The organism is Bradyrhizobium sp. SZCCHNR1053 (assembly GCF_032381235.1).
Classification (GTDB): Bacteria; Pseudomonadota; Alphaproteobacteria; order Rhizobiales; family Xanthobacteraceae; genus Bradyrhizobium.
The window spans coordinates 1-16085 of sequence record NZ_JAUHJM010000022.1; the positions used below are offsets into that span (position 1 = coordinate 1).

A 16085-nucleotide genomic window follows, 5' to 3' on the forward strand; every position below is an offset into this window, starting at 1 on the left:
TCTCGGGCAGCACCGGCACCTTGGGCAAGCTCGGGCTGACTGCTGTCGGCGACGGCTTGTCAGGTCAGACCTTGACGATCGGCGCGACAGGGGGAGGCACGGCGACGAGTGTCACGTTCGGTCTAGGGACAGGGCAGGTCAAGTCGCTGAACGATCTCAACACCAAGCTCGCAGCCAACAACCTGCAAGCCTCGATCGATACCACCGGCAAGATCTCGATCACCACGACCAACGACGCGGCTTCGGCCACGATCGGTGCGATCGGCGGTACGTCGGCTGCATCCAGCCAGGCCTTCAACGGTCTGACGGCGGCGGCTCCGGTGGCGGATGCGACCGCGCAGACGCAGCGCGCGAGCCTAGTCTCCCAGTACAACAACGTGCTGGCGCAGATCAACACCACCGCGGCCGACGCTTCGTTCAACGGTGTCAACCTGCTGAACGGCGACACGCTGAAGCTGACCTTCAACGAGAACGGCAAGTCGACGCTCTCGATCACCGGCGTGACCTTCAATACCGGCGGTCTTGGTCTGTCGACCCTCACCTCGGGCACCGACTTCCTCGACAACAACTCGGCGAACAAGGTGATCACCCTGTTGAACTCGGCGAGCTCGACGCTGCGGTCGGAAGCCTCCACGCTGGGTTCGAACTTGTCGGTGGTGCAGATCCGTCAGGACTTCAACAAGAACCTGATCAACGTGCTGCAGACCGGCTCGTCGAACCTGACGCTGGCCGACACCAACGAGGAAGCGGCCAACAGCCAGGCGCTGTCGACCCGCCAGTCGATCGCGGTGTCCGCGCTGTCGCTCGCCAACCAGTCGCAGGCGAGCGTGCTGCAGCTGCTGCGCTGATCCGCAAGTATCGCATCTCGACGACCAAGGCGGCGGGGGAAACCCCGCCGCTTTTTTCGCCTGGTTTGGCCGTCCGGCCCGTATCAATACTGGCACGGAACCGGACGCGAGTGGAGCCAAGGATCGCAACCAGTCGTTAAGCAAGAAATTTAAAGCGCCATTAACCATGTTTTAAAAGTGGCTGGACTAGAACCTCCTGGTGAATAACTAGGAAGGTTTCACACATATGTCCGGTATCGTTCTCTCGGCTTCGGTTCGCCAAAACCTGCTGGCGCTGCAAAACACCGCATCGCTGCTGGCCACGACTCAAAACAACCTGGCCACCGGCAACAAGGTCAACACGGCGCTCGATAACCCCACCGAATTCTTCACCTCGCAATCGCTCAACAACCGCGCGAGCGACATTGCGAATCTGCTCGACAGCATCGGCAACGGTGTCCAGGTTCTCCAGGCTGCGAATACCGGTCTCACCTCGCTTCAGAAGCTCGTCGATAGCGCCAAGTCGATCGCAAGCCAGGTCCTCCAGGCCCCGACGGGGTACACCACCAAGTCGAGCGTGACCTCCGCGGTCATCTCAGGGGCGACGGCGAACAACCTGCTCGGCAGCTCCTCAAACAATTTCGTGACCGGCAGCGCGGTCAACAACGACAACCTCAGCTCGGCCGTTGCGATCACCGGATCCACCAGGCTGTCGGGTACGGCGAGCTCGACCTCGAACGACCTGGCGAGCAGCGTCACCACCGGCGATACGCTCGTGGTCAACGGTGTCGTGTTCACCTTCGTGGCCGGCTCGGTCTCGGCCGGTACCAACATCGGCGTCGGCGACACCGTCAGCAACCTCCTGGCTGCCATCGATTCGGTGACCGGAGCCACCGCAACGCCGTCCACGGTGGCAGCCGGCAAGATCCAGCTGGCGACAGGCACGGCGCAGGATCTGACAGTATCGGGCACGGCCCTGGCCAAGCTCGGATTGACCGCCGGCACGACCACACGAAATCCGCCAGCCTTGACAGGACAGACGCTGACAATTGCCTCGACAGGGGGCGGCGTCGCAACGAACATAACGTTCGGCACAGGTGCTTCGCAGATCTCGACGCTGGCACAGCTCAATACGGCTCTCGCGACCAACAACCTGCAGGCCAGCCTGAGCACGACGGGTCAGCTTACGATCCTCACCACCAACGAAGCGGCATCGTCGACGATCGGCGCGGTCGCCGGCTCTTCGACCGCGGCCAGCATGGCCTTTAACGGCGTGACGGCATCGACCCCGGTGGCCGACACCAACTCCCAGACGACGCGTGCCGGCCTGATCGCGCAGTACAACAACGTCCTGGCGCAGATCAACACCACGGCGCAGGACGCCTCGTTCAACGGCATCAACCTGCTCAACGGCGACACGCTCAAATTGGTGTTCAACGAGACCGGACGGTCCACGCTGAACATCACCGGCGTGACCTTCAACAGCACCGGTCTCGGCCTGTCGGCGCTGGTGGTCGGAAGCGACTTCCTCGACAGCAACTCGGCCAACAAGGTGCTCACGACCTTGAACAGTGCATCGACTGCGATCCGCTCTGAAGCGTCGTCGCTCGGTTCGAACCTCTCGATCGTGCAGATCCGTCAGGACTTCAACAAGAACCTGATCAACGTGCTGCAGACCGGTTCGTCGAACCTGACCTTGGCCGACACCAACGAGGAGGCGGCCAACAGCCAGGCGCTGTCGACCCGCCAGTCGATCGCGGTCTCCGCGCTAGCGCTGGCCAATCAGTCGCAGGCGAGCGTGCTGCAGCTCCTGCGCTGAGCGCGAACGCGCTGGAATGATATCTCATCGAAGCGGCGGGCCATGCCCGCCGCTTCTGCTTTTGGCTATGCCGTGCGTGGCAGCGCGGGTCTCCGTTCGATGTCGGTGGGTGAGCTGCGTGAAGGCGCCGTTGTTCGTGTAGTTCGCGCCGCCGAGGCGTGATGAACAACGTACGATCCTCGTCCGGACATTTTGAATCATCGCGTTCGCAAGAAATTAAGAGGTGCACCAAACAAGGCGATTTGCGGTGCTCCGTGGCGCTACGAAACGAATTCCGCTAACGGCCGCTAACCATATTTTAAAGGCACGCAAAGTACAAAACCTGAGCAGTTTGGTCGTGTCCCTGCGTCAGTCCGGAGTAGTTGATGTCATATGCCGCTCAAGCCTATGCCCGCACGTCGCAGACGACGGCATCACCACGGGAGATCGAAGCTCAGGCTCTGTTGAAAGCGGCGCGGCAGCTGCAGGAAGTCCAGGCCAATTGGAGCGGCCCTGATCGCAACATGTACAAGGCTCTGCTCTTCAATCGTCGCTTGTGGACGATCTTCATGAGCGCGATGGAGGCGGACGACAATCCGAATCCGCTCGACATCCGCCAGAACATCGCCAACATCGGCGTGTTCGTGATGAAGCAGACGATCGAGATGCAGATGGATCCGGATCCGGCGAAGCTCAAGTCGCTGATCGACATCAACTGCCACATCGCCGCGGGATTGTCCGGGCGGAGCTGACCGTCGGGGACAGGGGCGGGTGGCGCGTCGTCATGACCGATATCACCAGCATCCTGTCAGCGTCCTACAAGTCGAACCTGCTCAGTACGGCGCGAAGCAACAGCAAATACGTGGCCGTCGATCCGACGCTCTATCAGGGCGGCTGGAGCGGAAAATATGCCAACGGGAAGTCGTTCACGGTCTCGGTCTCCAACGTCAAGGGCTTTCACGCCAAGGTTCGCTACCAGGGCGAGGGCGTGAACAAGTATCAGGACGTGCTGATCAGGGATAATGCGTTGGGGATCGGCGATACGAAGTTCACGCTGACCGGCAACGGCAAGGCCCAGATCAAGAACGTGGTCACCGACGCCGCCTCGGGCCAGACCTATCTCGACACCGCCTACGCGACCCGGAGCAGTTGATCCGCCAAAGCTGCGCCGCTCGATACGGCAACGCCGCCCGGTGGGGCGGCGTGCAGGCGGCGGCGGAATGAAGCGGTCGGCCCCGTGGGGGCTCAGCTCAGGCGGTGCGATCGGTCGCCACGACGCGCGGCACGTCCGCCTTCTGCATATCCTTCTGAAGGTCGAGCGTGTTGAAGTAGGCCCGGCGGCGCAGCACGGCCTCATCCGGATATTGGGTCACGACCTGATCGGTCTTGCGGTTGACCACCTGGAACACCAGGGCGGCAGCGGCGCGATCGTAATAGGCCTGCCGCGACACCGACAGATCGTTCGCGACGTTGACCGGGACGTCGTTGCGCACGGAGGCGCCAGGCTCGGCCGCGGTCACGGTCTGGCTGGGAGGAAGGTCCGTTGGAACAGCGCTCACCACCGCCTGGCTCGACGGCGGAATTATCGGAACGGACGCTGGCGTCCCTACCGCTCTTACGCTGAAATCGGAACTCATGGCAGCCTCCTCATGGCCATCGAGTCAATTCCCAACCCATCCCGCTTGCAACTATGCCGATGACCAATCAACGTTATGTTAGGAAATAGGATGAACGGCGCGTTGTGATTCGCCAGGGCCTTTTAAGCTTATCCGAGCGTTAAACGGCGACGGCCGCGCGGCCCTCGAGGCGGCGCGGCGCTGCAATGCAGTGGGGGGTGCCGGTGGTGAGGCTCAGAGCGTCCGGCTGACGGCGAGCGGGGTGAGGTGCCGTGCGCCCGGGGCGGCGCGGCGGCCGCCGGCGGTATACGTGCTGGGGATGTTCTTGCGCTGAACCTCGGCATTGACGCCGCGCACGATCTTTTCCGAGATCGCGTGCGCAGTCGCCAGCACGGTCAGGTTCACCTGCAACAAGGCGCGGAAGGTGTCGTGGTGGCGGTGCAGGGTGGCGAGCAGCTCCGGCGCGGTCTGCTTCATGAAATCCTGACTCGCCTTGAGGCGGCCCACGGTCGTGACGTAGTGGCGGGACAGCTCGGTCTTCTTCGGGCCGAACGCCATGCCTTCGCGCAGCTTGCCGGCGCGGACCAGCTCGGTCTCCTGCTCGATGACCGCGATCAGCTCGCTCATGACGCTCACCATCTCGTCGGCGAGCGCGCGTGCCTCTGCGGCGCTGGTGGCGGCGGCGTAGGTCGTCTTCTTCGCTTGGCCCTGTGCGGTCATTTCATAACTCCCTTCGGCGTGAGCGTTTGCCGCCCACGCGCTTGTCACGCGAACATTTACGCTTTGCCGTTGGCGCCGGAGCTGCTGCCGGCCTGTTGCAGGATGAGTGTGCGGAAGACGTCGTTGGAGATGCCGACGCCGCCGGCCTTGGCGAAGTTCTTGGAATATTGCTCCGTCAGCATCGAGCGCCAGACGCCGGTGCCCGGCGTGTCGCCGAACGGCCCTTCGCCCTTCACTCCGCTGGTCATCTGCGAAAACATGCTGTTGAGGAACATTGCTTCGAAGTCGGTCGCCGTCGCCTTGGCCCTGGCCTGCGCCTTGGGCGAGACCTTGGTCAGGGCCTCGGCGAGATCGAGATCGGTGCGCGGCGCGGTGACGGCCGCGGCCGTCGGCATGTTGAGAGCGACGCGGCCATGATAGGAGTCGATGAAGGACGTCGCCATCACATCACCTCGATGTCGGCTTCGATCGCACCCGCCGCCTTGATGGCCTGCAGGATGCTGATCAGGTCGCGGGGACCGATGCCGAGGCCGTTGAGGCCGTCGACCAGCTGCTGCAAGGACACACCGTCCTTGACGACCGCGAACTTCTTGCCTTCCTCGGTGACACCGACGCTGGTGCGCGGTGTGACCACGGTGCGGCCGCGCGACAGTGGATTGGGCTGGCTGACCTGCGGACTTTCGGAGATCGTGACGGTGAGGTTGCCTTGCGCCACGGCGACGGTCGCCACGCGCACGTCGCGGCCCATCACGATGATGCCGGAGCGCTCGTCGATGACGATCTTGGCGGCGAGATCAGGATCGACCTGCAACTGCTCGATCTCGGTCAGGAAGGCGACGACATTGCCCTTGAACTCGGCGGGAACGCTGAGCTGCACCGTCGAAGGGTCGATCGGCTCGGCGGTCTTGACGCCGAGGAAATCGTTGATGGCGGCGGCGATGCGCTTTGCGGTGGTGAAGTCGGCGTTGCGCAGGGCGAGCCGCACGTTCGGCAGCCGGTTCAGCGCGAACTCGATCTCGCGCTCGATGATGGCGCCATTGGCGATGCGGCCGACGGTCGGCACGCCGCGCACGATCTTGGCGGCCTCGCCCTCGGCCTGGAAGCCGGAGATCGCGAGCGAGCCCTGCGCCACCGCATAGACGTTGCCGTCGGCGCCGAGCAGGGGGGTGACGAGCAGGGTGCCGCCCTGCAGGTTCTTGGCGTCGCCGAGCGCGGACACCGTGACGTCCATGCGCGTGCCTTGCGTCGCGAATGGCGGCAGGTTGCCGGTGACCATGACAGCGGCGACGTTGCCGGTGCGGATGGTGGCGCCGCGGATGTTGACGCCCATGCGCTCGAGCATCGCCTGCAGCGACTGCTTGGTGAACGGGATGTTGTTCAGCGTGTCGCCGGTGCCGTTGAGGCCGACCACGAGGCCATAGCCGATCAACTGGTTCTGGCGCACGCCCTCGATATTGGCGAGATCCTTGATCCGCGAGGTCGCATTCGCAGACATGACGGTAGATGCCAGCGCCAGCACGGCGGCGCAGGCGACCTGAAACAGGCGCGTGGTTCGGACGCGTCGCATCTTATGCTCCCCTCGAACTCTTCAAGTGATCACTCGGCCACTCCCATGACCGCATGATCGACGTTAACTATGCGAGCGCCGTGCCACGGCGATGCTCCGGGCTAACTCATTGAAAGAGTGTGAAATCGACTCGAAGCTTTGTCGCGGTCCAGGGGTGCTCGGGGGGAACGAAGCTGCCGCCCCGGCAGAATTTGCCGGGCCGTTTACGCACCGTTAACCACGGCGGAGCCAATCTCCCGCTCGACACGCGAAGCTTGCGGGAGCCATCGATGCGCATCTACGGACCGAACGGCACGACCCTGGGCTCGTCGACCAGCAGCACGCGGAAGGCCTCGTCCAGCGGCTTCAAGCTGCCTGACGTCGGCACCACGCAGGACACGCGCGCGACGCTCGCGCCCAAGCAGACCGCGAACATCGATGCGCTGCTGGCGCTGCAGGGTATCGAGGAGGAGCCGGCGGAGCGCCGCAAGCGCTCGGTCCAGCGCGGCAAGCGCGCGCTCGACGTGCTCGATGATCTCAAGCTGACGCTGCTGTCCGGCAAGCTCGACACCGCGATGGCGCTGCGGCTGCGCGATGCCGCGGCCGACCTGAAGCAGACCTCGGGCGACCCGGGACTGGATGCGATCCTCTCCGAGATCGAGCTGCGCGTCGAGGTCGAGCTCGCCAAGGCCGGGCGGAGCTGAGACGCTTCGCGCGTTCAAGCCGCCTTCGACGGCTGTTGCGCGTCGTAGCGCCGCTGCGCGGCGGTGACCTCCTTGAGATGGCGCTCGGCCCAGTCGCGCAGCGGATCGACCGCGGCGGCGAGCGTCAGCCCGAGCGGCGTGATCGAATATTCGACGGTGACCGGAACGGTCGCGATCGCGCGCCGCCGCACCAGGCCATCGCGCTCCAGGCTCTTCAGCACCTGGGACAGCATCTTCTGCGAAATCCCTTCGATCGACCGCCGCAACTGATTGAAGCGCAACGGTTCGTTGCGCAGCAGGATCAGGATCAGCACGGCCCATTTGTCGCCGACGCGATCGAGGATCTGTCGCGTTGGGCAGTCGGCCGAATAGACGTTCGCGGCTCTCATCGGTTACTCCGGCGTGACCAGGTGATCTTAAAGTGCGCTCTTAACACCAGCATTCGTTCCGCTATCTAGTCACTATCGGATACCGAGGCGGCTTCGTCCAGATCTCGGATCCGACCTCGTGATCTCGAACATAGGAGCTTCCCATGAAGATCGCCGTCGCCGGCGCGTCCGGCCGTGCCGGGTCCCGCATTACCGCCGAGCTGGCCAGCCGCGGCCACCAGGTCACCGGCATCGCCCGCAACCCGGAGAAGATCGCCGGTCACGCCAACGTCAAGGCGGTGCGGGGCGATGCCAACGACCGCGCCGCGCTGGCAAAGCTCTGGGCCGGCCATGACGTCGCGATCAGCGCGATCCATTTCTCGGCCAGCGATGTCGAGACCCTGATCGGGGCGGCCAAGGACTCCGGCGTATCGCGTTACCTCGTGGTCGGCGGCGCCGGCTCGCTCGAGGTCGCGCCGGGTGTGCGGCTGGTGACGACGCCCGGCTTTCCGGCCGCCTACAAGGCCGAAGCGGAGAAGGGCGCCGCGTTCCTCGATCGTCTGCGCCAGGAGAAGGAGCTCGACTGGACCTTCCTGTCGCCCTCGGCGATGATCGATTTCGGCGCCCGCACGGGCAAGTTCCGGCTCGGAACGGACCAGTTGCTGGTCGATGCCGACGGCAAGAGTTTCATCACCTTCGAGGACTTCGCGGTCGCGATGGCCGACGAAATCGAGCGTCCGGCGCACCGGCGGGCCCGTTTCACGGTCGGTTACTGAGGCCGTCCACGGCGTCCCGCCGGCTGCGGCCAAATTTGCCTGTGCAACGGCCCGAACGGCGGGGCGCCCGTGCCGATCGAAATATTGTCTGTCACATGAGGCCGCTATATAACGCGGCCGCGAACGGGCGTATTCCGTCCGCCGGTGCCGAAACCGGCGCCAGCACGTACAGATGGGCTGACCTTGGAAAAGTTGAAGAACTACAAACCTTCCGAAAAAGAGCCTTTCATGAACGAACGCCAGCGCGACTATTTCCGCGCCAAGCTGCTGGCATGGAAGGAGGAGATCCTGCGCGAATCGAAGCTCACCCTGCAGGCTCTGCAGGAGGAGAACGTGAACCATCCGGACCTCGCCGACCGTGCGTCGTCCGAGACCGACCGGGCGATCGAGCTTCGCGCCCGTGACCGCCAGCGCAAGCTGATCTCCAAGATCGACGCGGCGCTCCAGCGCATCGAGGACAACACCTACGGTTATTGCGAGGAGACCGGCGAGCCGATTTCGCTGAAGCGGCTCGAGGCCCGGCCCATTGCGACGCTGTCGGTGGAGGCGCAGGAACGCCACGAGAAGCGTGAAAAGGTCTATCGCGACGAGTAGGTCGCGACACTGACCTGAACGAGCGGGGATTGCGGCCGCCTGCCGGGTGCGGCCGCAGTATCTGTTGACGGCTGAGACGGTGCTTGTGCGATCCGCACAGGCTGTGCGGGAGCGAGCGCAAGCGCCTTTGGTTTTCCGAACGTCAGGAACTTTTTCGCGCCTGCTGAATTAACTGCGGTTCCATCTCGGAACGCCGCGGGGAATCATGGGCGAGCCGGACATAGCCAGAGGCGCGCTGGCGACGATGCAGCGCTCCTACGGCGCCCTGAGCATCAAGGGACGCCTCCTTCTGCTGGCCGGCATTCTGTTCCTGCCCTGCGTCGGGCTGATTGCCTATGTCATCGTGTCGATGGCGCAATCCGCCGACGCCTCAATTCGGCACGGCCTGTCCTATGCCGCGCAGACGATCTCCGGAGCTGTCGACGCCGAATTGCGGCGCTATATCGCGCTCGCCGAGGTGCTGGCGAAGTCTCCTGATCTCAGCGCGGCCGATCTCAGCGACTTCGAGGCGGAGGCGCGCCGCGTCGGTGCGGTCAGCGGCGAAGGCTGGATCATCGTGTCGGACGCGAGCGGCCGCATCCTGCTCAACACCGGGGCGACGCCGGGCAAGCCGCTCGGCGAGCGCACGCCCGAAGGCCGGCACTCGCAGGAGCGCGCTTTTCAGTCAGGAAGGCCATCGATCTCCGACATCTTCACCGGTCCCAATTCCGGCGCGTGGGTGGCGACCGTCGATGTCCCCGTCTTCAAGGATGGCAAGCCGTTCCGTTGCCTGTCGATCGCCATGCCGGCCGCGAACTACACCCGGCTGCTGGCCCAGCAGCAGCTGCCGGCCGACTGGCTCGTCGGCATCATGGACGGCCAGGGCCGCTACATCTCGCGCATTCCGAAGAACGCCACCACGATCGGGCAGCCGGCGTCGGCCGGCTGGCGGGCGACTGCCAAGGCCGAGGGGATCGCGGAGTTTCCGTCGATCGAGGGCGATCGTGTCATCAACGCCAATGCGCGTCCCCAGCTGAGCGAGTGGACGGTCGGCGTCGGCATCAAGCAGGCGGCTTTCGCCCAGGCGATCTCCTCGACGGTCCAGACCGCAACCATCGCCGCGACCACGATCTGCGCCCTGGCGCTGCTGCTGGCGGCCGGCATCGGCCGAAGCATCGCCCGGCCGCTCGAAAGCATCGCCGTCAAGAGCGCCATTCCAGGCGAGGCCGCGCCCTCCGATCCTCCGGAGGTCCGGGCGCTCAACGCCCGACTGGCTGCGGCCGAAAAGGCGCAGGCGGAGAGTGCGCGCGTCATCCAGGAGAATTTCGGGATGCTCGCCCAAGCCAGGGACGATGCGTCGCGCACGGCCGGGCAGCTCAAACTCGCCGCGAAATACGGACGGCTTGGCACCTTTACCTGGGACGGCAGATCCGGCGCCAGCCACTGGTCCGACGAGATCGAAGAACTCTATGGGCTCGCGCCGGGCACGTTCCCAGGGACCTATGACGCTTGGCTGGCGCTGGTGCATTCCGAGGACCAGGCGCGTGCCGATCGGGACAACAAGCAGGCGCTGATCACCGGCGAGCTCGATTCGGAGTGGCGGGTGGCGCTGCCCGACGGCTCGATCCGGTGGATCGAGGCGCGCGCCCGCATGTTGGGCGGCGAGGGCGGCGGCGATCCGTACATGATCGGCGTCAACATCGACGTCACGGCCGCGAAGGAAGCCGACCGCAAGCGCGAGCTGCTCGTGCATGAGCTCGCCCATCGCGTCAAGAACAGCCTCGCCGTGGTGCAATCGCTGGCGCATCAGCTGCTGCCGCGGCACGACGCCAAGGTCCGCGATTTCACGTCACGCCTGCATGCGCTGGCGACGGCGCACACGAGCCTTGCCGAGAACGACTGGCAGGGCGCCGATCTCGCCGCCCTCATCAGGAGTCAGGTCGCGCCGTTCGCCAGCACACCGGATCAACTCGCCACCAGCGGCCCCGCCATCCTGGTCCCGGTCGAGCTGACGACGCAGCTGGCTCTCGTCATCCACGAGATGGCCTGCAACGCCAGCAAATATGGAGCGCTCACCACGCCCAACGGTCACGTCGATGTCAGCTGGTCGCTGGCCCAGGACGCGCTGCATGTCCGTTGGCAGGAGAGCGGCGGTCCGCCGGCGCGTGAGCCTCCGGTGGTCGGCTTCGGCAGCCGGCTGCTGACCCGCACGGTCAGGCATCTGCAGCGCACATTTGCCGAGAGCGGGCTGACCTGCCAGTTCGAGCTGCCCTGGCTCACGACACGTGACGAGAGCTCGATGGCCGCAACGGGCGAGGCGAGTTGAGCGTCAGCGCGCGAAGCGCCGCTCGGCTGGTCCTGACATGGCCTCACATGGCCTCGCCATCGCGCTCTGCCATACCCGCGTCCGGGGTATCGGCGCAGAGACGGCAATTCCGATGAGCGAGGTACTGGTTACGGGCGGCTGGTCGGTTGAAAGTGCTGCTTGCGCCCGCGGCCGCGCCGTCTCAAATTGTTGATGAAGCTGAGATGGGAGCCAAAATCTCGTTAATAAACAATCCGTTCACCATAAATCCTGCGATGCCGGTTCGGGCCGCGGGCCAGGGGAGTTGAAGGGCCATGGGAGCAGACGAGATCCTTGCCGCTGCGCAACTGATTGTAGATGCCCGCAAGCGGCGGGCGCCCTTGGGCGCTCTGCCGCCGCAGCTTCAGCCGAAGGATGAAGCTGCCGGTTACGAGATCCAGCGTGAAGTCCATTGGCTGCTCGCCGAACAGGCCGGTGACTTCGCCGGCTACAAGATCGGCTGCACCAGCAAGGTGATGCAGGACTATCTTGGCATTCCGCATCCCTGCTCCGGCGGGGTGTTCGCGCGCGGCGTTCACCAGACGGGGGTCGGATTGCGCACGGCCGACTTCGTCCGCGTGGGCGTCGAATGCGAGATCGCCGTGCGGATCAAGCACGACCTGCTGCCGTTGGACGCGCCGTTCACCATGGATCGTGTCGTCGAGGCGATCGGCGACTGTCATGCGGCGATCGAGATCGTCGACGACCGTTATGTGCAATGGCAGACGCTGGGGGCGCCGACGCTCGTCGCCGACGATTTCTTTGCTGCCGGCTGCGTCCTCGGCCCGGCGCTCCCGCGCGCTGCCGTAGCGGACTTGGCCGCGGTGCAGGGCCGTGCCATCGTCAACGGCACCCTGGTCGGCGAGGGCACCGGTGCGGATGTGCTGGGACATCCGGTCCACGCGCTGGCCTGGCTTGCCAATCATCTCGCCGCCGGTGGTGACGGGCTCGAGGCCGGACAGCTCGTCCTGACCGGCAGCCTGGTCAAGACGATATGGCTGAGCGCGGGCGACCGGGTGCGGATGGAGCTGGACGGCCTCGGTGTGGTCGAGGCGACGTTCATGTGATCCCGCGTCGAGGAAGACCTGCCGATCTCTGAGCGGGGCGTTGCTCCGCTCCAGCTAGACGAGCTCCATGCGCAGATGACGGCCTACGGCTCTGGCGGCGCGCGCCAGCGTGCCGAGCGTGACGGATTCATTGTCGGGATCGAGCAGCCGGTCGAGCTGGGCGCGGCTGGTCTCCATGCGGGCCGCCAGCTCGGTCTTGGAGATCGCCTCGCGCTTCATTAGCTCCTCGAGCTGCCGTACCAGCACGCGCTTGATCGCGCGCGCCGTCACGGTCTCGTAGAGACCGTCCTCCTTCAGAAAGTCGTCGAAGGCAGAGCCGACCTTGCCGGCAGTCTTAGGTGCGCGCATCACGAAATGTCTCTCATGCGTTTGACGGCCAATTCGATATCGGATGCCGGAGTCTTCTGACTCTTCTTGATGAAGGCATGGAGCAGGATCATCCGGCCGTCTCGCAAGCAAAAGATCACACGGGCGATCCGGCCCTGCGTGAGGCTGCTGCGAACCTCCCACAGTCCATGACTCAATGGCCGACACAGAGGAAGCCCGATCGGCCAAGCAAACTCGACGTCCTTGATATCCTCGCCGAGGATCCGACGATCCTCGGCAGGCAATTCCTTGAGCCAGTCCCGGACGGGTTCGCGGCCGGATGGCAGCGCGTAGAAGAACGCCGGTAGCCGTTTCATTGAAATGTACCATTTTTGGTACGTTCTGCAACAGGGAAAATGCTGAGCAGGCTCTCAGTTGATCGCCAAGTGAACGACACTTGTCTAGGCAAGTAAACGAACACGGCCTCCGGCAGGGGAGCTACCGGAGGCCGCGTATACATCGCCCGCTGCGCCTAGGTTCGCATTGGGCAATGTGGGAGCTCGCTTTCAGAGAAGGGCGGCGGCTGCGGATCATCTCATGACCAGTGTCGCGCTCGGCCAAGTCCTTGTCTGACCCTCCGGGGAGGGATTTTCATCGTGTCTCTTCATCCTTGTCCGATTGCCGACCCAAGACATTCAGGTCGGAGCTTTCGCGGCGACCGGGCGTGGTTGGATCCGCCCGGCCTTTCCATGTGATCTTCGCCTCAGAACGGCAGCAGGATGTCCATCACCTGCTGGCCGTAGCGTGGCTGCTGGACGTCGGAGATCTGGCCGCGGCCGCCGTAGGAGATACGGGCCTGGGCGATCTTGGTGGAGTCGATGGTGTTGTCGCTCTGGATGTCCTCGGGCCGCACGATGCCGGCCACGATCAGCTCGCGGATCTCGTAGTTGACCCGGATCTCCTGCTTGCCTTCGACGACGAGGTTGCCGTTCGGCAGCACCTGCGTCACCACCGCGGCGACGCTGGTGGTCAGGGATTCCGAGCGCTGGATGGTGCCCTTGCCGTCGGACGACGAGGTGCCGTCGGCGGTCAGGATGCGGCCGGGCAGCACCTTCTGCGCCTGCACGCCGAGCGTCTTCGCGCCGATGAAGTCGGTGATGCCCGAATCCTCCTTGTTGGTGCGGCTGCGCTGGGTCTCGTTGGCGAAATTGGCCTTGTCGGAGATGCTGACCGTGACGGTCAGGAGGTCGCCGACCTGACGGGCGCGCTGGTCCTTGAAGAAGGCGCGCGAGCCGTTACGCCACAGCGAGTTCGGCGCGTAGGACACCGTCTCGGGCTTGGGCATCGGCATCTGCACCGGCTTGTAGCCCGGCTGCGTGGTCGGGTTGTCGATCTCCGTCAGCTTCGGCCGCTCGCCGATCTGCGACAGCCGGTCGATCGAGGAGCATCCGCCGGCGATCGACAGCACTGCGAAGGAGACCGAGACCAGCGCAACCCGGCGCAGGCTCGAGGCGCCCCGATCATCAAACTTGAACTTCGACATGAAACTTACTCGGCTTTCGGGGTGGCGGAGGTGGGAAGGCGGCTGGCGACGGCGACGGGCGCGGCGATGTCGGCTTCGGAGGTCTGCGCCGGCTTGGCGACGGCGATGTCGACAGAGACCTGGCCGCGACCCGAGACGCGGCCGGTCACGGTGCGCTTGGACTGCAGATTGAGCACGCTGACGACGTCGCCTTCGGTGCCCGACTCCAGCGCCTTGCCGCGCGTGGTGAGATAGATGCCGGCGGTCTGGTAGATCAGCGTGACCGCCTGGTCGCGCTGCACGAGGTCGGGCTTGGCGAGGTCGGTGGTCTTCAGCGCCTGGCCCGCGCGCACCGCGCGGCGCATCTGCATGCCCACTGCGAGCTCGCGCGAGGCAGGCTCGCCGCCGCCGAGCTCGGCGCGCGGCCGCCGCTCGGTCTGCAGGTCGCCTGAGCGGATCGTCTCGTTGCGATCGATGTTGCGGGTCAGCACCACGGCCTCGACGGTCTCGATCGCCGTGCCGGTGTAGCGCAGCTTGGTCGGGCTCGCGCCATTGGCATGGCCGAGCTCGAAGGTGATGTCGAAGCGGCCGCTGCGGGGGTCGAAGCGGGCGCTGGTCGGCGCCAGCGTGCCTGACGTCGAGGCCTCGAATTTGAGATCCTGCACCGGCTGGTCGAAGCTGATGCTGAGGTTCGCGGCATCGCCAAGTCCGTTGCGGTGATCGAGCGCCTGGGCCACTGCCGTGCTGATCTCCTTGGCGTCGATGGCGCGGGCCAGCCGCGTGACCGCAACCTCCTTGATGTCGCGGACCTCGACGCCGATGACCTGGTGGGTGCGCAGGGTCGCGATCACCTGCGCGGCCGGCAGCACGCCGGTCGTGCCGAGATCGGGCGCGCGGTAGACGGCGATATTGGCCGCGACGCCCGCATTGTCGATCAGGTCGCCGACGCGCACGATGTCGCCGGTGACGTTGACGGTGGAGCGCAGCACGGGCGCCTTGATCTGGTCGTCGGCCTCGCCGGCCAGCGCCGACAGCGCGGTCGAGGCGAGCAGGGCGGCTGCGAGCAGGAAGGGACGGACGGTGCGGGTCATGATGGCGATCTCCCTTCGAACCTCAGCGGAACAGCGCAGTGGTCGATTGCAGCATCTGGTCGGCGGCCGAAATGACCTTGGCGTTCATCTCATAGGCGCGCTGGGCGGCGATCAGCTCGCTCATCTCGCTGACGACATCGACGTTGGCCTGCTCCAGGCTGCCCTGGGTGATGCTGCCGAGGCCATCCTGGTTGGCGACGCCGTCCTGCGGTGCGCCTGACGACGGCGTGTCGGTGAACTGGTTGTTGCCGACCGGCTGCAGGCCGGCCTTGTTGATGAAACGCGTGACCTGGAGCTGGCCGATGATGTTCGAGGTGGTCGAGCCCGGCAGCGTCACCGAGACCTGGCCCTGCGCGTTGACGGTGATGCCCGAGGCGTTCTGCGGGATCGTGATCGTCGGCTGCACCGGGTTGCCCTGCGCGGTGACGATGCGGCCCTGATTGTCCATCTGGAAGGTGCCGTCGCGGGTGTATTGGAAGGTGCCGTCGGGCATCAGGATCTTGAAGAAGCCCTCGCCCGAGATCGCGAGGTCGAGATCGTTGCCGGTCTGCGACAGCGTGCCTTGCGTCATCGAGCGCGGCGTGCCGACGGTCTTGACGCCGCCGCCGATGTCGATGCCGACGGGGAGGATCGTGCCCTGGTCCGACGACTGCGCGCCGACGCGGCGCATGTGCTCGTAGATCAGGTCCTGGAACGCCACCGTCTGCTTCTTGAAGCCGGTGGTGCGGAGGTTGGCGATGTTGTTGGAGATCACCTGAACGTTGAGTTCCTGTGCCGCCATTCCGGTCGCAGCGGTGTGAAGCGCCTGCATGTCACGTCTCCTTCAA

The 16085-nt window shown here is 65.1% G+C and carries 19 protein-coding genes; 9 read left to right on the forward strand and 10 right to left on the reverse strand.

The window, feature by feature from the left end; translation table 11 throughout:
* From QX051_RS29005 to QX051_RS29020, 4 genes are all read left to right on the forward strand, one after another.
* Window positions 1-848 (forward strand): flagellin (locus QX051_RS29005; RefSeq protein WP_315778473.1); only part of this gene is annotated, 848 nt, incomplete at its 5' end.
* A gap of 226 nt (window positions 849-1074) precedes the next feature.
* Window positions 1075-2646: a flagellin gene (locus tag QX051_RS29010; protein WP_315738794.1), complete on the forward strand. Its 1572-nt coding sequence runs from the start codon at window positions 1075-1077 to the stop codon at window positions 2644-2646.
* A gap of 365 nt (window positions 2647-3011) precedes the next feature.
* Window positions 3012-3377, forward strand: a complete 366-nt coding sequence (gene flaF / locus QX051_RS29015) for a flagellar biosynthesis regulator FlaF (RefSeq protein ID WP_315738793.1) — start codon at window positions 3012-3014, stop codon at window positions 3375-3377.
* A gap of 32 nt (window positions 3378-3409) precedes the next feature.
* On the forward strand, window positions 3410-3778 hold the full coding sequence (locus QX051_RS29020; protein WP_315778474.1) for a hypothetical protein: 369 nt from the start codon (window positions 3410-3412) through the stop codon (window positions 3776-3778).
* A gap of 97 nt (window positions 3779-3875) precedes the next feature.
* On the opposite strand, the gene QX051_RS29025 is transcribed toward QX051_RS29020, so the two are convergent.
* From QX051_RS29025 to QX051_RS29040, 4 genes are all read right to left on the reverse strand, one after another.
* A complete protein-coding gene (locus tag QX051_RS29025; protein WP_315738790.1) occupies window positions 3876-4262 on the reverse strand; it encodes a hypothetical protein in 387 nt (128 codons plus the stop codon).
* A 213-nt stretch (window positions 4263-4475) separates the two neighbouring features.
* Window positions 4476-4961, reverse strand: coding sequence for a hypothetical protein (locus tag QX051_RS29030; protein WP_315756569.1), 486 nt, complete (start codon window positions 4959-4961; stop codon window positions 4476-4478).
* A gap of 56 nt (window positions 4962-5017) precedes the next feature.
* Window positions 5018-5404, reverse strand: coding sequence for a flagellar assembly peptidoglycan hydrolase FlgJ (flgJ, locus tag QX051_RS29035; protein WP_315756568.1), 387 nt, complete (start codon window positions 5402-5404; stop codon window positions 5018-5020).
* Window positions 5404-6528, reverse strand: coding sequence for a flagellar basal body P-ring protein FlgI (locus QX051_RS29040; RefSeq protein WP_315738786.1), 1125 nt, complete (start codon window positions 6526-6528; stop codon window positions 5404-5406). The genes flgJ and QX051_RS29040 overlap by 1 nt, the downstream gene beginning before the upstream one ends.
* A gap of 269 nt (window positions 6529-6797) precedes the next feature.
* On the opposite strand from QX051_RS29040, the gene QX051_RS29045 reads away from it, so the two are divergent.
* Window positions 6798-7211 carry a flagellar assembly protein FliX gene (locus QX051_RS29045; RefSeq protein ID WP_315716005.1) on the forward strand — a complete coding sequence of 138 codons (414 nt, stop codon included), beginning with the start codon at window positions 6798-6800 and terminating at the stop codon, window positions 7209-7211.
* 14 nt (window positions 7212-7225) lie between these two features.
* Here QX051_RS29045 and QX051_RS29050 read toward each other — a convergent pair whose 3' ends face one another.
* Complete coding sequence (locus QX051_RS29050) at window positions 7226-7600, reverse strand: helix-turn-helix domain-containing protein (protein WP_315716006.1); 375 nt, start codon at window positions 7598-7600, stop codon at window positions 7226-7228.
* A gap of 143 nt (window positions 7601-7743) precedes the next feature.
* Here QX051_RS29050 and QX051_RS29055 point away from each other — a divergent pair, with 143 nt between their 5' ends.
* From QX051_RS29055 to QX051_RS29070, 4 genes are all read left to right on the forward strand, one after another.
* A complete protein-coding gene (locus QX051_RS29055) occupies window positions 7744-8355 on the forward strand; it encodes an NAD(P)-dependent oxidoreductase (RefSeq protein ID WP_315778475.1) in 612 nt (203 codons plus the stop codon).
* A 228-nt stretch (window positions 8356-8583) separates the two neighbouring features.
* Complete coding sequence (gene dksA, locus QX051_RS29060; protein ID WP_170323279.1) at window positions 8584-8949, forward strand: RNA polymerase-binding protein DksA; 366 nt, start codon at window positions 8584-8586, stop codon at window positions 8947-8949.
* A 205-nt stretch (window positions 8950-9154) separates the two neighbouring features.
* The gene (locus tag QX051_RS29065; RefSeq protein WP_315778476.1) at window positions 9155-11254 is read left to right on the forward strand and encodes a sensor histidine kinase; all 2100 of its coding nucleotides are present in this window, start codon (window positions 9155-9157) and stop codon (window positions 11252-11254) included.
* 293 nt (window positions 11255-11547) lie between these two features.
* Complete coding sequence (locus tag QX051_RS29070; protein WP_315778477.1) at window positions 11548-12339, forward strand: 2-keto-4-pentenoate hydratase; 792 nt, start codon at window positions 11548-11550, stop codon at window positions 12337-12339.
* Between the two features lie 54 nt (window positions 12340-12393).
* Here the strand turns inward: QX051_RS29070 and QX051_RS29075 are convergent, their stop codons facing one another.
* The 5 genes from QX051_RS29075 to flgG form a co-directional block, all read right to left on the reverse strand.
* Window positions 12394-12687, reverse strand: coding sequence for a helix-turn-helix transcriptional regulator (locus tag QX051_RS29075; protein ID WP_315738781.1), 294 nt, complete (start codon window positions 12685-12687; stop codon window positions 12394-12396).
* Window positions 12687-13022 (reverse strand): type II toxin-antitoxin system RelE/ParE family toxin, encoded by a 336-nt coding sequence (locus QX051_RS29080; protein ID WP_315738779.1) that lies wholly within the window; start codon window positions 13020-13022, stop codon window positions 12687-12689. The genes QX051_RS29075 and QX051_RS29080 overlap by 1 nt, the downstream gene beginning before the upstream one ends.
* A 386-nt stretch (window positions 13023-13408) precedes the next feature.
* Entirely contained in the window at window positions 13409-14188 is a 780-nt protein-coding gene (gene flgH / locus QX051_RS29085) for a flagellar basal body L-ring protein FlgH (protein WP_315738777.1), read from the reverse strand.
* Between the two features lie 5 nt (window positions 14189-14193).
* Complete coding sequence (gene flgA, locus QX051_RS29090) at window positions 14194-15261, reverse strand: flagellar basal body P-ring formation chaperone FlgA (protein ID WP_315778487.1); 1068 nt, start codon at window positions 15259-15261, stop codon at window positions 14194-14196.
* Window positions 15262-15280: 19 nt separating this feature from the next.
* Complete coding sequence (gene flgG, locus QX051_RS29095; RefSeq protein ID WP_315756560.1) at window positions 15281-16069, reverse strand: flagellar basal-body rod protein FlgG; 789 nt, start codon at window positions 16067-16069, stop codon at window positions 15281-15283.
* Window positions 16070-16085: the final 16 nt, after the last annotated feature.

Excerpts from the sequence above, each read along its gene's own strand:
- QX051_RS29010 (WP_315738794.1), top strand. The coding sequence starts at position 1,075 with ATGTCCGGTATCGTTCTCTCGGCTTCGGTTCGCCAAAACCTGCTGGCG.
- flaF (WP_315738793.1), top strand. The coding sequence starts at position 3,012 with ATGTCATATGCCGCTCAAGCCTATGCCCGCACGTCGCAGACGACGGCA.
- QX051_RS29020 (WP_315778474.1), top strand. The coding sequence starts at position 3,410 with ATGACCGATATCACCAGCATCCTGTCAGCGTCCTACAAGTCGAACCTG.
- QX051_RS29025 (WP_315738790.1), bottom strand. The coding sequence starts at position 4,262 with ATGAGTTCCGATTTCAGCGTAAGAGCGGTAGGGACGCCAGCGTCCGTT.
- QX051_RS29030 (WP_315756569.1), bottom strand. The coding sequence starts at position 4,961 with ATGACCGCACAGGGCCAAGCGAAGAAGACGACCTACGCCGCCGCCACC.
- flgJ (WP_315756568.1), bottom strand. The coding sequence starts at position 5,404 with ATGGCGACGTCCTTCATCGACTCCTATCATGGCCGCGTCGCTCTCAAC.
- QX051_RS29040 (WP_315738786.1), bottom strand. The coding sequence starts at position 6,528 with ATGCGACGCGTCCGAACCACGCGCCTGTTTCAGGTCGCCTGCGCCGCC.
- QX051_RS29045 (WP_315716005.1), top strand. The coding sequence starts at position 6,798 with ATGCGCATCTACGGACCGAACGGCACGACCCTGGGCTCGTCGACCAGC.
- QX051_RS29050 (WP_315716006.1), bottom strand. The coding sequence starts at position 7,600 with ATGAGAGCCGCGAACGTCTATTCGGCCGACTGCCCAACGCGACAGATC.
- QX051_RS29055 (WP_315778475.1), top strand. The coding sequence starts at position 7,744 with ATGAAGATCGCCGTCGCCGGCGCGTCCGGCCGTGCCGGGTCCCGCATT.
- dksA (WP_170323279.1), top strand. The coding sequence starts at position 8,584 with ATGAACGAACGCCAGCGCGACTATTTCCGCGCCAAGCTGCTGGCATGG.
- QX051_RS29065 (WP_315778476.1), top strand. The coding sequence starts at position 9,155 with ATGGGCGAGCCGGACATAGCCAGAGGCGCGCTGGCGACGATGCAGCGC.
- QX051_RS29070 (WP_315778477.1), top strand. The coding sequence starts at position 11,548 with ATGGGAGCAGACGAGATCCTTGCCGCTGCGCAACTGATTGTAGATGCC.
- QX051_RS29075 (WP_315738781.1), bottom strand. The coding sequence starts at position 12,687 with ATGCGCGCACCTAAGACTGCCGGCAAGGTCGGCTCTGCCTTCGACGAC.
- QX051_RS29080 (WP_315738779.1), bottom strand. The coding sequence starts at position 13,022 with ATGAAACGGCTACCGGCGTTCTTCTACGCGCTGCCATCCGGCCGCGAA.
- flgH (WP_315738777.1), bottom strand. The coding sequence starts at position 14,188 with ATGTCGAAGTTCAAGTTTGATGATCGGGGCGCCTCGAGCCTGCGCCGG.
- flgG (WP_315756560.1), bottom strand. The coding sequence starts at position 16,069 with ATGCAGGCGCTTCACACCGCTGCGACCGGAATGGCGGCACAGGAACTC.